At 59.7% G+C, this 15,038-nt stretch carries 11 protein-coding genes; 4 read left to right on the top strand and 7 right to left on the bottom strand.

The window, feature by feature from the left end; translation table 11 throughout:
- Positions 1-34: 34 nt before the first annotated feature.
- The 4 genes from ACA066_RS09440 to ACA066_RS09425 all read right to left on the bottom strand — a co-directional run bounded on the left by ACA066_RS09440 (position 35) and on the right by ACA066_RS09425 (position 4,770).
- Positions 35-271 (bottom strand): DUF1653 domain-containing protein, encoded by a 237-nt coding sequence (locus ACA066_RS09440; RefSeq protein ID WP_046047845.1) that lies wholly within the window; start codon positions 269-271, stop codon positions 35-37.
- Positions 272-370: 99 nt separating this feature from the next.
- Entirely contained in the window at positions 371-1,546 is a 1,176-nt protein-coding gene (fadA, locus tag ACA066_RS09435) for an acetyl-CoA C-acyltransferase FadA (protein WP_008028488.1), read from the bottom strand.
- Between the two features lie 29 nt (positions 1,547-1,575).
- Positions 1,576-3,723, bottom strand: a complete 2,148-nt coding sequence (gene fadB / locus ACA066_RS09430; RefSeq protein ID WP_497698987.1) for a fatty acid oxidation complex subunit alpha FadB — start codon at positions 3,721-3,723, stop codon at positions 1,576-1,578.
- A gap of 609 nt (positions 3,724-4,332) precedes the next feature.
- Positions 4,333-4,770 carry a hypothetical protein gene (locus ACA066_RS09425; RefSeq protein WP_497698986.1) on the bottom strand — a complete coding sequence of 146 codons (438 nt, stop codon included), beginning with the start codon at positions 4,768-4,770 and terminating at the stop codon, positions 4,333-4,335.
- A 103-nt stretch (positions 4,771-4,873) separates the two neighbouring features.
- On the opposite strand from ACA066_RS09425, the gene ACA066_RS09420 reads away from it, so the two are divergent.
- On the top strand, positions 4,874-5,314 hold the full coding sequence (locus ACA066_RS09420; protein WP_008028495.1) for a universal stress protein: 441 nt from the start codon (positions 4,874-4,876) through the stop codon (positions 5,312-5,314).
- A 191-nt stretch (positions 5,315-5,505) separates the two neighbouring features.
- On the opposite strand, the gene ACA066_RS09415 is transcribed toward ACA066_RS09420, so the two are convergent.
- Entirely contained in the window at positions 5,506-7,425 is a 1,920-nt protein-coding gene (locus ACA066_RS09415) for an ATP-binding cassette domain-containing protein (protein ID WP_497698985.1), read from the bottom strand.
- Positions 7,426-7,638: 213 nt separating this feature from the next.
- On the opposite strand from ACA066_RS09415, the gene ACA066_RS09410 reads away from it, so the two are divergent.
- Positions 7,639-9,567, top strand: coding sequence for a transglycosylase SLT domain-containing protein (locus tag ACA066_RS09410; protein WP_497698984.1), 1,929 nt, complete (start codon positions 7,639-7,641; stop codon positions 9,565-9,567).
- Positions 9,568-9,709: 142 nt separating this feature from the next.
- Here the strand turns inward: ACA066_RS09410 and ACA066_RS09405 are convergent, their stop codons facing one another.
- Positions 9,710-11,488, bottom strand: a complete 1,779-nt coding sequence (locus ACA066_RS09405) for an ABC transporter transmembrane domain-containing protein (RefSeq protein WP_497698983.1) — start codon at positions 11,486-11,488, stop codon at positions 9,710-9,712.
- A 257-nt stretch (positions 11,489-11,745) separates the two neighbouring features.
- On the opposite strand from ACA066_RS09405, the gene ACA066_RS09400 reads away from it, so the two are divergent.
- A complete protein-coding gene (locus tag ACA066_RS09400; RefSeq protein ID WP_017337549.1) occupies positions 11,746-11,925 on the top strand; it encodes a PA1571 family protein in 180 nt (59 codons plus the stop codon).
- A 191-nt stretch (positions 11,926-12,116) separates the two neighbouring features.
- Here ACA066_RS09400 and pdxB read toward each other — a convergent pair whose 3' ends face one another.
- Positions 12,117-13,259 carry a 4-phosphoerythronate dehydrogenase PdxB gene (gene pdxB / locus ACA066_RS09395; RefSeq protein WP_497698982.1) on the bottom strand — a complete coding sequence of 381 codons (1,143 nt, stop codon included), beginning with the start codon at positions 13,257-13,259 and terminating at the stop codon, positions 12,117-12,119.
- A 270-nt stretch (positions 13,260-13,529) separates the two neighbouring features.
- Between pdxB and ACA066_RS09390 the strand changes: the two genes are divergently transcribed.
- Positions 13,530-14,933: an MATE family efflux transporter gene (locus ACA066_RS09390; RefSeq protein ID WP_497698981.1), complete on the top strand. Its 1,404-nt coding sequence runs from the start codon at positions 13,530-13,532 to the stop codon at positions 14,931-14,933.
- Positions 14,934-15,038: the final 105 nt, after the last annotated feature.

The raw sequence follows: 15,038 nt of genomic DNA, 5'->3' as shown, positions 1-15,038 counted from the left end.
TGAGGTCAAGCGCAGGGTTTTGCGCGCACTCAGCTTATGGCTTCGAAAAAAGGCTCGGTTCGGCTTGCACCAAAGCAAAGCGTGGCACCTGTTCGCCGTCAACCTCGACCGACTCCAGGAACATGCTCAAGGGACGCACCCAAAAGCCGTAATCGCCATACAGGGCTTGGTAGAAGACCACTTCTTCTTCGGTTTCCGAATGCCGCGCAATACTGAAAACGCGGTACTGCGGACCTTTGTAATGTTGGTAGAGCCCAGGTTGTATCGGCATGGTTTGGCCCTCACTCAAATCTTTTCAAAATAAAAACAAAAATAAATCCGGAAAAACAAAAACCGGGGCACTTGGCCCCGGCTTCCATCAACGAAACGCTTAAACGCGTTCGAAGACGGTGGAGATGCCTTGGCCGAGACCAATGCACATGGTGGCTACCCCAAAGGTGCCGCCATTTTGCTTCATCACGTTCAGCAGGGTGCCGGAGATACGCGCACCGGAGCAACCGAACGGGTGACCCAAGGCGATCGCGCCGCCGTGCAGGTTAACCTTCTCGTTCATCTTGTCGAGCACTTTCAGATCTTTCAGCACTGGCAGGGCCTGTGCGGCGAAAGCTTCGTTGAGCTCGAAGAAGTCGATATCGTTAATGCCAAGACCTGCGCGCTTCAGTGCTTTCTGTGTCGCCGGTACTGGACCATAGCCCATGATCGCCGGGTCCACACCTGCCACTGCCATCGAGCGAATCACCGCCAGAGGCTGAATGCCCAGGTCCTGTGCACGCTGCGCCGACATCACGATCATGCACGAAGCACCATCAGTGATCTGCGACGAAGTACCGGCTGTCACGGTGCCGCCCTTCGGGTTGAACGCTGGCTTCAATGCCGCCAGGCTTTCCAGGGTGGTTTCCGGACGAATGGTTTCGTCGTAGTCGAACAGTTTCAGGAAACCGTTTTCGTCGTAGCCCTGCATCGGGATGATTTCGTCTTTGAACTTGCCTTCCACGGTCGCCTTGTGGGCGAGTTGGTGGGAGCGCACGCCGAAAGCATCCTGTTGTTCGCGAGTGATGCCGTGCATTTTGCCCAGCATTTCAGCGGTCAGGCCCATCATGCCCGAGGCTTTCGCCGCGTACAGCGACATGTGCGGGTTCGGATCGACACCGTGCATCATGCTCACGTGGCCCATGTGCTCGACGCCACCAACCACGAACACGTCACCGTTACCGGTCATGATCGCTTGCGCGGCAGTGTGCAGCGCACTCATCGACGAGCCGCACAGACGGCTGACGGTCTGACCGGCAGCGGTGTGCGGGATCTGAGTCATCAGCGATGCCATGCGGGCGATGTTCCAGCCCTGCTCCAGGGTCTGGTTCACACAGCCCCAGATCACGTCTTCAACTTCGTTCGGGTCGACCTTGACGTTGCGTTCCAGCAATTTGCTGATCAGGTGCGCCGACATGTCTTCGGCGCGGGTGTTGCGGTGCATGCCGCCCTTGGAGCGGCCCATCGGAGTACGACCGAAGTCGACAATCACGACGTCTCTAGGATTCAAGCTCATATATTCACTCTCACTCTAGTTGGGGGCGCTTAACCGAAGAAGCTCTGACCGTTTTGGGCCATTTCACGCAGCTTCGCGGTCGGGTGGTACAGCGCGCCCAAATCAGCGTACTGGTCAGCCAGGGCAACGAACTCTGCCACACCGATCGAATCGATGTAACGCAGCGCACCGCCACGGAATGGAGGGAAACCAATACCGTAGACCAGACCCATGTCGGCTTCGGCAGCAGTTTCGACGATGCCGTCTTCCAGGCAACGCACGGTTTCCAGGCACAGCGGGATCATCATCCAGTTGATGATGTCTTCGTCAGTGACTTCGCGCTGTTCGAAAACGATCGGCTTGAGCACTTCCAGCACCGACGGATCGGCGACTTTCTTCTGCTTGCCCTTCTTGTCGGTCTCGTAGGCGTAGAAGCCCTTGCCATTCTTCTGGCCCAGGCGCTTGGCTTCGTAGAGCACGTCGACAGCCGAACGACGGTCGTCTTTCATGCGGTCCGGGAAGCCTTCAGCCATCACGTCACGACCGTGGTGGCCGGTGTCGATGCCGACCACGTCCATCAAGTACGCCGGGCCCATCGGCCAGCCGAATTTTTCCATGACCTTGTCGATACGGACGAAGTCCACACCGGCGCTGACCAGCTTGGCGAAACCGCCGAAGTACGGGAACAGTACGCGGTTGACCAGGAAGCCCGGGCAGTCGTTGACGACGATCGGGTTCTTGCCCATTTTCTTGGCGTAGGCAACGGTGGTGGCCACAGCCAGCTCGCTGGACTTCTCGCCACGAATCACTTCCACCAGCGGCATCATGTGCACCGGGTTGAAGAAGTGCATGCCGACGAAGTTTTCCGGACGCTTGAGGGCCTTGGCCAGCAAGGTGATGGAAATGGTCGAGGTGTTGGACGCGAGGATGGTGTCCTCTTTGACCTTGTCTTCGACTTCGGCCAGAACGGCTTGCTTGACCTTCGGGTTCTCGACGACCGCTTCGACCACCAGATCCACGTGACCGAAGTCGCCGTAGGACAGGGTTGGACGAATGCCGTTGAGCACTTCAGCCATTTTCGCCGCCGTCATGCGACCTTTATCAACGCGGCTCACCAGCAGCTTGGCGGCTTCAGCCAGGCCTTGCTCGATGCCGTGCTCGTTGATGTCCTTCATCAGGATCGGCGTACCTTTGGAGGCCGACTGATAAGCAATACCGCCACCCATGATGCCGGCGCCCAATACGGCAGCCTGTTTCACGTCCTTGGCGATTTCGTCGTAGGCCTTGGCCTTTTTCTTCAGTTCCTGATCGTTCAGGAACAGACCGATCAAGCTCTGCGCGGCAGAGGTCTTGGCCAGTTTGACGAAACCGGCGGCTTCGACTTCCAGCGCTTTGTCGCGACCGAAGTTCGCGGCTTTCTGGATGGTCTTGATCGCTTCAACCGGTGCCGGGTAGTTTGGACCCGCCTGACCGGCCACGAAACCTTTGGCGGTTTCGAAAGCCATCATTTGTTCGATGGCGTTCAGTTTCAGCTTTTCCAGCTTCGGCTGACGCTTGGCCTTGTAATCAAACTCGCCGGAGATGGCGCGCTTGAGCAGCTCCAGAGCGGCTTCCTGCAGTTTATCAGGAGCAACCACAGCATCGACGGCGCCAACTTTCAGCGCGTCTTCAGGACGGTTTTCCTTGCCGGCGGCAATCCACTCGATCGCGTTGTCGGCGCCGATGAGGCGCGGCAGACGCACGGTACCGCCGAAGCCCGGGTAGATGCCCAGCTTGACTTCCGGCAGACCGATCTTGGCGTTGGTGGACATGACGCGGTAGTCCGCCGCCAGGCACATTTCCAGACCGCCACCCAGGGCGATGCCGTTGATCGCGACGACAGTCGGGACGTTGAGGTCTTCGAAATCGCTGAAAATCCTGTTGGCTTCGAGGTTGCCTGCAACAAGCTCTGCATCCGGCAGCTTGAAGTTCTCGACGAATTCGGTGATGTCGGCGCCGACGATGAACACGTCCTTGCCGCTGCTGACGATCACACCCTTGATCGAAGCATCTGCCTTGATGGTGTCTACGGCCTGACGGAGTTCGTTCAGGGTTAGACGGTTGAACTTGTTGACGGACTCACCCTTGAGGTCGAATTTCAATTCGACGATGCCACTTTCAAGAGCCTTAACCGTGATGGCTTTACCTTCGTAAATCATCAACTGATCTCCACGATATGGAAGCTGAACAGTACACGTCGGACGCAGGCGAATGGCTCGGCAGGACGTTTAACGTCGATGCTACGCCAATCCACCCGGCACACCCGCCAACGCGATAGTCGGGATTCTGTAGGAGCGGTCTGCAATGCAAACGCCCGATTCATACGCCCGTTTGATTTGGGTACGCCACCTTCACGGAATTCCCGGCAATTGTCAATCGCCCAAAATACGGGTTGAAACGCGACTTTCCGGTCATTTCCGTACCACGAGTACCTGCAACACACGGATGCATGTGGGGCCATTCATAGAATCAATAGTTAGAAAAGTCGCCCTAATTCGCGGCAGCCTTTGTTTAACGGGCTACGCTGGGCGGGAGATTGAGGAAAAAATTGAACGCGTCGGCGAATGCCCGGCGCAAGATCAACCCACAGCGAATTACCGGCCTGCCTGGCCAACTCCAGCCCGATGATGAATGTCGGGCTTTTTATTGCCTGCCGTGTAGGAGCGAGCTTGCTCGCGATGGTCGTCAACGATGACGCTGGAAGCCTGGCACCCCGCGGTGTTCTCGCGCTCATCGCGAGCAAGCTCGCTCCTACAGGGGGTCGGTGTTCAAGCGAGTGCCTTGAGGGTGGCATCGATTTGTTGCAAAACCGTCGCTTCGCCCTTCTCGCCCCAATACAACGTGATCATCTGCTTGTCCGCTTCGACCTTGTAGACGTTGGCTGGCAATTTTTCGAAATGATTGAGCAGCATTTGATCCTCGCAGACCTCCTGCCACTGATTCACCCACACACCTGGCGACTTCTGCCAATAACTCCAGCACGCCGGCTGATTGCCGCGACGCGGTCGATGGTACTGCGCGCAGGGGCTCGGTGGCTCCTGACTGAGCCAGTGCGGCCACTCCTGAGGCGCCAGTTGCATGGCCAGCCCGATGCGCCGCGCCTCCATGCGCAAGGCCATGCGCCCGCTCTGACCACGGGACGGTCGCAGCCATGCCAGCGGACTCAGCACCACCAACAGGATTGACACCACTATCCAGACCGTCATATCTGTACTCCCGATTCTTGATGGGCGCTTTGGGTCACTTTGAAAACAATGCGCTTGAAACCAGCCATACTTACCAATATTGCATCCTCAGGAGGAGCACCTCATGCCCTACAACCACATTCTGGTCGCTGTAGACCTGACCGAAGAGTGCGACCCTGTCATCCACCGTGCTCGCGAGTTGTCAGTGAGCAATGGCGCGAAGTTGTCCCTGGTGCACATTGTCGAGCCCATGGCCATGGCTTTCGGCGGCGACGTGCCGATGGACCTGTCACAACTGCAACAGCAGCAGTTCGATCAGGCCAAGGAGCGACTGGACCGATTGATCGTGAAGTACCCGGAACTCTCCAAGGAATACAGCCACCTGACCTACGGCCAGCCGCGCCAGGAGATTCATCACCTGGCCAAGGAACAAACCTGTGACCTGATCGTGGTGGGTAGTCATGGCCGGCACGGTCTGGCGCTATTGCTGGGCTCCACTGCCAACGACGTGCTGCACGGTGCGCCTTGCGATGTGCTTGCAGTGCGCCTTCAAAACAAAAGCTGACAATACAAAACCGCTACTGTAGGAGCGAGCTTGCTCGCGATGGTCTTCAACGATGACGCTGTAAGCCTGACACCGCGCGGCGCTCTCAGGCTCATCGCGAGCAAGCTCGCTCCTACAGGGAATGGATTGCATTACATATGAAAAGCCCGGCGCTCATCACTGAGCGCCGGGCTTTTTTATTGCAGGATCAATCAGGCATCCAGCTCCGCCCAACGCTCGACCATCACGTCGAGTTCAGCCTGCAACTGCTCCAACTGAGCGATCACCGCAGCCGTCTCGGCAGCAGGACGCTGATAGAAACCGGCATCCGCCATTTGCGCTTCAACTACAGCAATCTGCTGTTCCATGGCCTCGATCTGAGCCGGCAACATTTCCAACTCGCGCTGCAACTTGTAGCTGAGCTTCTTCTTCGCCACCGGCGCTTCAACTGCCGCCGCAACGGGTGCAGCCTCAGCCGTAACGACGGCAGAGTTCAAGTCGGCCTTGCCGGACTTGCTCTCGGTCACGCCCAGCAGGCGCGGCGAGCCGCCCTGGCGCAGCCAGTCCTGGTAACCACCGACGTATTCACGAACCTTGCCTTCACCTTCGAAGACCAGGGTGCTGGTCACCACGTTGTCGAGGAATGCCCGGTCGTGGCTGACCATCAGCACAGTGCCGTTGAAGGTCAGCAGGACCTCTTCCAGCAGCTCGAGTGTTTCCACGTCGAGGTCGTTGGTCGGTTCGTCGAGGACCAGCAGGTTCGCTGGTTTGCTGAACAGTTTCGCCAGTAACAGACGCGCACGTTCACCACCCGACAGCGCCTTGACCGGCGTGCGGGCACGCTGCGGGCTGAACAGGAAGTCGCCGAGGTAGCTCAGCACGTGGCGGCTTTGACCGTCGATGTCGATGAAGTCGCGACCTTCGGCCACGTTGTCGATCACGGTCTTTTCCAGGTCCAGCTGATGGCGCAACTGGTCGAAGTACGCCACGTCGATGCGCGTGCCCTCTTCCACTTTGCCGCTGGTCGGTTGCAGGCCGCTGAGCATCAGTTTCAGCAGCGTGGTCTTGCCGGTACCGTTGGCGCCGAGCAGACCGATACGGTCGCCGCGCTGCAGGACCATCGAGAAATCCTTGATCAGGAACGGGCCGCCCGGGTGCGCGAAACTCACGTTCTCGAGGACCATCACCTGTTTGCCGGACTTGTCAGCGGTATCCAGCTGAATGTTGGCCTTGCCGGTGCGCTCACGACGTTCGCTGCGCTCGACGCGCAACGCTTTCAGTGCACGCACGCGGCCTTCGTTACGGGTGCGACGGGCCTTGATGCCCTGACGGATCCAGACTTCTTCCTGGGCCAGTTTTTTGTCGAACAGCGCGTTGGCGGTTTCTTCAGCGGCCAGCGTGGCTTCTTTGTGCACGAGGAAACTGGCGTAGTCGCCGTTCCAGTCGATCAGGCCGCCGCGATCCAGTTCGAGGATGCGGGTCGCGAGATTCTGCAGGAAGGAACGGTCGTGCGTGATGAACAGCACGGCGCCCTGGAAATCCTTCAGCGCTTCTTCGAGCCAGGCAATTGCACCGATGTCCAGGTGGTTGGTCGGTTCGTCGAGCAGCAGCAGATCCGGTTCGGACACCAGCGCCTGCGCCAGCAGGACGCGGCGACGCCAGCCGCCGGACAATTCGGCGAGGGTCTTGTCGGCCGGCAACTGCAGACGGCTCAAAGTGCTGTCTACCAGTTGCTGCAAACGCCAGCCGTCACGGGCTTCGAGGTCATGCTGGACGTGCATCAGTTTGTCCAGATCGGCGTCGGTGACGATGTTCTGGCTCAGGTGGTGATACTGCGCGAGCAGCTCGCCGACACCGTCCAGGCCTTCAGCCACCACGTCGAACACGGTCCGCTCGTCGGCTACCGGCAATTCTTGCGGCAATTCGCCAATCTTGAGGCCGGGTGCGCGCCAAACGGAGCCGTCGTCGGGCTTCTGGTCGCCCTTGACGAGCTTCATCATGCTGGACTTGCCAGTGCCATTGCGGCCGATGATGCACACCCGCTCACCACGGGCGATCTGCCAGGACACCTTGTCCAACAACGGCATAGCGCCGAAAGCAAGGGACACATCGCTGAATTTGAGCAGGGTCATGAGCTTCTCCAAAAACCGGGCGCGCATTCTACCTGACTTGAGGCTTCAGAAGGCCGGCAATTTCACCTTCGCGGCACTCTGCATGACAAATGTTGCGAACTGATGCTGACAGGCCCGCAAAGCTTTCGCCCGCTGCTGGCAAAAGGCTAAGCTACAGATTATTCAGTGCGGCCCAAGCCTGCACTTGTCATGATTTCTCTGCCCGGACGTCTCATGCGCAGTCGCCTTTTCAGTCTTTTATCCTGTTTTCTTCTTTCTGCCACTGCCGTTCAAACCGCCCAGGCGGTGGACCTGTCCACCCAGCGACAATATTACGATGAAGCCAAGCGCGCGCTGGCCAAGGGCGATACCGGTCCCTATTTCCGTTACAGCCAGGCACTCAGCGACTACCCGCTGGAGCCGTACCTGGCCTACGACGAACTGACCGCGCGCCTGAAAACCGCGAGCAATGCCGAAATCGAGAAATTTCTCGCCGAACACGGTGACCTGCCGCAAGCCAACTGGATGAAATTGCGCTGGTTGCGCTGGCTGGCCGAGCGTGGCGACTGGGCGACCTTCGTCAAGTACTACGACCCCAAGCTGAATTTCACCGAACTGGACTGCCTGAACGCGCAGTACCAGATCGGGCACAATCAGAAATCCGAAGGCTACGCCAACGCGAACAAACTCTGGCTGACCGGTAAATCCCTGCCCGCCGCCTGCGACGGCTTGTTTGGCGCCTGGGCTGCCGAAGGCCAACTGACCGAACAGAAACGCTGGGAGCGCGCGAAGCTTGCCGCTCAGTCGCGCAACTATCCGCTGGCCAACAGCCTGGTCAACAGCCTGACCACCCTCGCCCCGCGCGGTCGTTTGTTGGTGGATGTGGCGCAGAAACCCGAGCTGCTCAACCAGCCGTCGCGCTTCACCCCGGCCGATGAGCCGATGTCTGACATCGTCAGCCTCGGCTTGCGCCGCCTGGCCAAACAAGACCCGGACAAGGCAATGGAATTGCTCGACGGTTATGCCAGCAGCATGCATTTCTCCCGTGATGAAAAAGTCGCGATCGCCCGGGAAATCGGCCTGACCCTCGCTCGTCGCTTTGATAGCCGGGCGCTGGACGTGATGACCAAGTACGACCCGGAATTGCGCGACAACACGGTGTCCGAATGGCGCTTGCGTCTGCTGTTGCGCCTGGCCCGCTGGGACGATGCCTATCAGTTGACCCGCCGCTTGCCGCAGGACCTGGCGACCACCAACCGCTGGCGCTACTGGCAGGCCCGTAGCCTGGAACTGGCGCAGCCGCAGAACCCGGAAGCGCAGACGCTTTACAAAGGCCTCGCCCGTGAGCGTGATTTCTACGGTTTCCTCGCCGCCGACCGCTCGCAGCTGCCGTACTCGCTGAACAACAAGCCGCTGGTGCTTAGCCAGGCTTTGATCAACAAAGTGCGCAATACGCCAGGCGTGCGTCGCGCCCTCGAGTTCCACGCACGCGGGCAGATCGTTGATGGTCGTCGCGAGTGGTATCACGTCAGCCGCCATTTCAACCGTGACGAAATGGTCGCCCAGGCAAAACTGGCCTATGACCTGAAATGGTATTTCCCGGCGATCCGCACCATCAGCCAGGCGCAGTACTGGGACGACCTCGACATCCGCTTCCCGATGGCCCACCGCGAAACCCTGGTGCGCGAAGCCAAGGTCCGCGGCCTGCACTCGAGCTGGGTGTTCGCCATCACCCGTCAGGAAAGCGCCTTCATGGTTGACGCCCGCTCCGGTGTCGGCGCCAGCGGTCTGATGCAACTGATGCCCGGTACCGCCAAGGAAACCGCGCGCAAGTTCAGCATTCCATTGGCCTCGCCGCAGCAAGTGTTCGATCCGGACAAGAACATCCAGCTCGGTGCCGCTTACCTGAGTCAGGTGCACAGCCAGTTCAACGGCAACCGCGTCCTCGCCTCCGCCGCCTACAACGCCGGCCCGGGTCGCGTGCGCCAGTGGCTGCGCGGCGCGGATCACCTGAGCTTCGACGTCTGGGTGGAAAGCATCCCGTTCGACGAAACCCGTCAGTACGTGCAGAACGTATTGTCGTACTCGGTGATCTACGGCCAGAAGCTCAACTCGCCACAGCCGTTGGTGGACTGGCATGAGCGGTATTTTGATGATCAGTAACGGGTAATACCGGACCTGTAGGAGCTGCCGCAGGCTGCGATCTTTTGATCTTGCTCTAAAAAAAATGCCCACATCGATCGATGCGGGCATTTTTGTTTGCGGCTCGAAGCCAAGATCAAAAGATCGCAGCCTGCGGCAGCTCCTACAGGTGGAGATCGAGCTCGGTCTTTCCATCATTGAACTGCAACGCCGCCAGCCGCGCGTACAGCGCATTGCTCGCAATCAACTCCTGATGCGTGCCCACCGCCACCAGTTTTCCCTGATCCATCACTGCAATCCGGTCGGCGTTTTTCACCGTGGCCAGGCGGTGGGCGATGACCAGGGTGGTGCGGTTTTTCATCAGGCTGGGCAAGGCTTGCTGGATCAGGTGTTCGCTTTGGGCATCGAGGGCGCTGGTGGCCTCGTCGAGCAGCAGGATGGGTGCGTCCACCAACAACGCTCGGGAGATGGCCAGGCGTTGACGCTGGCCGCCGGACAAACCGAGGCCTGCGTCACCCAAATGAGTCTGATAACCGTGGGGCATCGCCTCGATAAAGTCGTGGGCATAGGCGATTTTCGCCGCCTCCTGAACCTGTTCCAGCGTCGCCGTCGGGTTGCCATAGCGGATGTTCTCTTCGATGCTGCCGAAGAACAGTGCCGGGGATTGGGAGACCAGGGCGAAGCAGCGGCGCAAGTCCAATGGATCGAGCTGAGTCAGCGGCACACCGTCGAGCAGAATGCGGCCTTCGGCCGGGTCGTAAAAACGCAGCAACAAGTCATACACCGTCGACTTGCCCGCGCCGGAAGGTCCAACCAGCGCCAGGGTTTCGCCGGCCTTGATGGTCAGATTCAAGCCATCGATAGCATAGCTTTCAGGACGCGACGGGTAGGAAAAACGCACGTCTTGCAGCACCAGGTTCCCCGTCACCCGCTCCGGCAATGTCACCAGCCCCGTCGTCGGTGGCTGAATGATGTTTTCCGAGCGCAGCAACTCGGCAATCCGCTCGGCGGCCCCGGCGGCGCGCTGCAACTCGCCGATCACTTCGCTCAGCGTGCCGAAAGCGCTGCCGACGATCAGGCTGTAGAACACAAACGCGGCCAGTTCACCTGCGGAAATACGCCCGGCCATCACATCCATGCCGCCGACCCACAGCATTACGCCGACCGCGCCCAGCACCAGCACGATCACCAGGGTAATCAGCCAGGCACGCTGGAAAATCCGTTTACGGGCGGTGTTGAACGCCTCCTCCACGGTCACGGCAAATCGCTGTTCGTCCTGGACCTGATGGTTATAGGCCTGCACGGTTTTGATCTGGCCGAGGGTTTCCGACACGTAGCTGCCGATATCAGCAATCCGGTCCTGACTCAGGCGCGACAGGCTACGTACCCGTCGGCCGAAAATCAGGATCGGTGCAATCACCAGCGGCAAAGCCACAACGACGATGCTGGTGAGTTTGGGATTGGTGATAAACAGCAACACAATCCCGCCGATCACCATCAGCAGATTGCGCAGAAACAGCGACAGCGAAGAGCCGATCACCGATTGCAGCAAGGTGGTGTCGGCGGTCAGCCGCGACTGGATCTCGGAGCTGCGGTTGTCTTCGTAAAACCCCGGATGCAGGTAAACCAGATGGTTGAACACCTGACGGCGGATGTCGGCCACCACCCGCTCGCCGATCCACGACACCAGGTAGAAACGCGCAAACGTGCCGAGCGCCAGACCCACCACCAACAGCATGAACAGACCGATGGTCTGGTTGAGCAAATGCGGTGACTGGGTCATGAACCCCTGATCCACCAACAACCGAATCCCCTGCCCCATGGACAAGGTGATGCCCGCCGTGACAATCAGTGCGAGCAACGCACCCAAGGCCTGCCGGCGATAGGGCACGAGAAAACGACTGGCCAGGCGAATCGCGCGGCGGTGACGGGCAGATAGCATCGGGGGTTTCCAGTTCACAGGTTAAGGGGCCGGCTATACCGCTCAATGGGGGGGGAACTCTGTAAATCACAATGAGTCAGGTTAATTATGACCGCAAAGTCCAGCCCCTAGACGCTATTGGTCTAAAGTCCGGGTGGCAACGTTGCGGTATTTCTGGTGGACTGGTATTGCCGCTCCGAGAAGATCGCAGGGAGTTGTCACAGCCCGGTCACCTGGCGGTTCTACAGTAAGCACACAACCTGATGAGGAGACAGGCCATGTCCTTGCAACACAGCAGCGATGACAAGATTCAAGTGATCCGCACACAGCCAGATCAGTCTCTGGGTTGCTCAATCATTGACGAAAAAGGCCGCGAGGTACCGATCACTGAAAACATGATCCAGGACGCCTGCCGCGAACTGGAAAAACGATTGGTCAAGCCTGCCAAACAAGATTGATATAGCCACCGTCTTCTTGACCCGGCCCTGATGGTCGGGTTTTTTGTGGGCGTTGATACAGAATTGTGGTGCGACTGTTCGCGGGCAAGTCGGGATGCCGCACCACTCGCTCCTACAGAATCGGCGCAATGTCGAAAATGGCGCCTAACTTGTAGGAGCGAGCTTGCCCGCGAATGGGTCACCTCGGTTTTTTAGACGGCCGTTGCGCCCAACGCCGCCACGATCTTCAGCAACTCAGGCGAATCCCCCTCGATCCGCACCTGCAACCCATCAATCTCCCGCCGCGATGGATAGTTCTTACGCAGCACATCAAACGCCGCACGCTGCTCACTCACACTGCCTACAAGGCTGCGGCGGAAATCCGCATCGTCACGGCGCGGGTCGTACACGCCCCGGCACAACATCGCCAACGCCCAGGCCGGATCGCTGTCAGCGTGCAAGGACACTTGCGACAACCAGGGCGCCGGCAGCAAGTCACTCAGACTGACCTGCGCCGGTTGCCCGAGAAAATCGCAAAACGCCTGATGGATTTGCGCCGTCCCGCGTTGTCTGCCATCGAGGCTGTAACCGGCAATGTGCGGCGTCGCCAGCACGCAGAGTTCGGCCAGTGCCACGTCGACTTCGGGCTCGCCTTCCCAGACGTCCAGCACCGCTTGCAGGTCTTCGCGTTGCAGCAGCACCTCGCACAGGGCGGCGTTGTCCACCACCGGGCCGCGGCTGGCGTTGATCAGCCAAGTGCCGGGTTTGAGCTGGTTCAAACGGTTTTTGTCGAACAGATGCCAGGTCGATCCGGCACCGTGTTTCTTCAGCGGTGTGTGCAGACTGATGACGTCGCACTGCTCAATGATCTGCTCGAGACTGACGAAATCGCCTCCTTCAGCGGCTTGTCGTGGCGGATCGCAGACCAGCACGTTCCAGCCCAGCCCTTGCAGAACCTTGACCAAACGGCCGCCCACTTCACCGGCGCCGACCACGCCGTAAGTGCGCTGAGTGAGGTCGGCGCCTTCGATTTCGGCGAGGGTCAGCAAACTGCCCAGAACGTAGTCGACCACGCCACGGGCATTGCAGCCGGGGGCGCTGGACCAGGTAATGCCGGCCTGCTGGAAGTAATCGAGGTCCAGGTGATCGGTGCCGATGGTGCAGGTGCCGACAAAGCGAACCTTGCTGCCTTCGAGCAGCGAACGATTGACGTTAGTCACCGAGCGCACCAGCAGCACATCGGCCTGTTCGACGGCGGCGCGGTCGATGGAACGTCCCGGTACCCGGCGGATTTCGCCGAAACTTTCGAAGAAAGCATCGAGCAGCGGAATATTTTCGTCGGCAACAATCAGCATGGCAGGCTCCTTTGGCGGATCGGCAGTGTAGGCGGAGATGACACACAACGCCTAGCACGCATAACTGTAGGAGCGAGCTCGCTCGCGAAGGACGTCAGGTTATCGCGTTCATTCCGACAACCCGCGTCATCGTTAACGTCCATCGCGAGCGAGCTCGCTCCTACAAGTGGCGGTGCGATTACAAATCCCTAACACAGGACTTTTCCTGACCACTGCGTCAACGCGTAGAATGCGCCGCCTCGCGCATCAAAATTTTTGGACGTTTTGCCCTTGAACTCCGTGACTGACCGCCCCGCTGCCATTCCCCTCACCCGCCCCGCCCGGGTTCGCCTGGAGCTGAAAAACCTGCTCGGCCTGGCGCTGCCGATCATGATCGCGCAGCTTGCCACTACCGCGATGGGCTTCGTCGATGCGGTGATGGCCGGCCGCGTCGGGCCGCGGGATCTGGCGGCGGTAGCGCTGGGCAACTCGATCTGGGTCCCGGTGTTTCTGCTGATGACCGGCACCCTGCTGGCCACCACGCCAAAAGTCGCCCAGCGCTTTGGTGCCGGCACGCACAGCGAGATCGGACCGATTGTCCGTCAGGCGCTGTGGCTGGCGTTGGTGGTGGGGTTGATGGCGACCGGCATGCTGTTCAGCGCCGAGCCGATCTTGCACATCATGAAGGTCGACCCCGAACTGATCGGCCCGTGCATGCAATACCTGCACGGCATCGCCAGCGGTTTGCCCGCCGTCGCGCTCTACCATGTGCTGCGCTGTTTCAGTGATGGCCTGGGGCGCACGCGCCCGGCCATGGTGCTGGGGTTGTGCGGTCTGGCGTTGAACATTCCACTGAACTACGTCTTCATTTATGGCCACTTCGGTGTGCCGGCCATGGGCGGTGTCGGTTGCGGCTGGGCCACGGCGATTGTGATGTGGGTGATGGCGCTGGGCATGGCCGGTTGGGAACGTTGGGCGCCGGCGTATCAGTCGAGCCAGTTGTTCAGCCGTTTCGACTGGCCGCAATGGTCGGTGATCAAACGCCTGCTGGGCATTGGCCTGCCGATCGGCATCGCGGTGTTCGCCGAGTCGAGCATCTTTGCAGTGATCGCTCTGTTGATCGGCAGCCTTGGCGCCACCGTAGTGGCCGGGCATCAGATCGCGCTGAACTTCAGTTCGCTGGTGTTCATGATCCCCTACTCCCTCGGCATGGCCGTGACGGTGCGCGTCGGTCAGGCGCTCGGTCGTCAGGAACCCCGTGAAGCGCGCTTCGCCGCCGGTGTCGGCATGGGCACGGCGCTGGCTTATGCGTGTATTTCGGCGAGCATGATGCTGTTGCTGCGCGAGCACATCGCAACGATCTACACGGCTGATCCGACGGTGATTCGCGTAGCAGCGATGCTGATCGTGTATTCGGCGCTGTTCCAGTTTTCCGACGCGATCCAGGTCACGGCGGCCGGCGCGTTGCGCGGCTATCAGGACACGCGGGTGACGATGATCCTGACGCTGTTCGCCTACTGGGGCATTGGTTTACCGGTGGGTTACGCGCTGGGCCTGACCGACTGGTTCGGCGCACCGAGCGGCCCGAGCGGGTTGTGGCAGGGTTTGATCGTCGGCCTGAGCTGCGCCGCGCTGATGCTGTCGATCCGCCTGACGCGCAGTGCACGCAAGCGGATCCGCAACGGGCTGAGTTGACCCTGTGGGAGCCAGCCTGCTGACGATTGCGGTGATTCAGTCAACAATGATGTTGAGTTTGAATCAGCCATCGCCAGCAGGCTGGCTCCCACAGTAGTTTTTTGT

It is taken from the genome of Pseudomonas sp. LBUM1651 (assembly GCF_059716135.1).
This window is presented reverse-complemented; position numbering and strand designations above follow the sequence as displayed.

Bases quoted from the DNA above. Each gene is read 5' to 3' on its own strand.
- ACA066_RS09440 (WP_046047845.1), bottom strand. From the start codon at position 271: ATGCCGATACAACCTGGGCTCTACCAACATTACAAAGGTCCGCAGTAC.
- fadA (WP_008028488.1), bottom strand. From the start codon at position 1,546: ATGAGCTTGAATCCTAGAGACGTCGTGATTGTCGACTTCGGTCGTACT.
- fadB (WP_497698987.1), bottom strand. From the start codon at position 3,723: ATGATTTACGAAGGTAAAGCCATCACGGTTAAGGCTCTTGAAAGTGGC.
- ACA066_RS09425 (WP_497698986.1), bottom strand. From the start codon at position 4,770: ATGACGGTCTGGATAGTGGTGTCAATCCTGTTGGTGGTGCTGAGTCCG.
- ACA066_RS09420 (WP_008028495.1), top strand. From the start codon at position 4,874: ATGCCCTACAACCACATTCTGGTCGCTGTAGACCTGACCGAAGAGTGC.
- ACA066_RS09415 (WP_497698985.1), bottom strand. From the start codon at position 7,425: ATGACCCTGCTCAAATTCAGCGATGTGTCCCTTGCTTTCGGCGCTATG.
- ACA066_RS09410 (WP_497698984.1), top strand. From the start codon at position 7,639: ATGCGCAGTCGCCTTTTCAGTCTTTTATCCTGTTTTCTTCTTTCTGCC.
- ACA066_RS09405 (WP_497698983.1), bottom strand. From the start codon at position 11,488: ATGCTATCTGCCCGTCACCGCCGCGCGATTCGCCTGGCCAGTCGTTTT.
- ACA066_RS09400 (WP_017337549.1), top strand. From the start codon at position 11,746: ATGTCCTTGCAACACAGCAGCGATGACAAGATTCAAGTGATCCGCACA.
- pdxB (WP_497698982.1), bottom strand. From the start codon at position 13,259: ATGCTGATTGTTGCCGACGAAAATATTCCGCTGCTCGATGCTTTCTTC.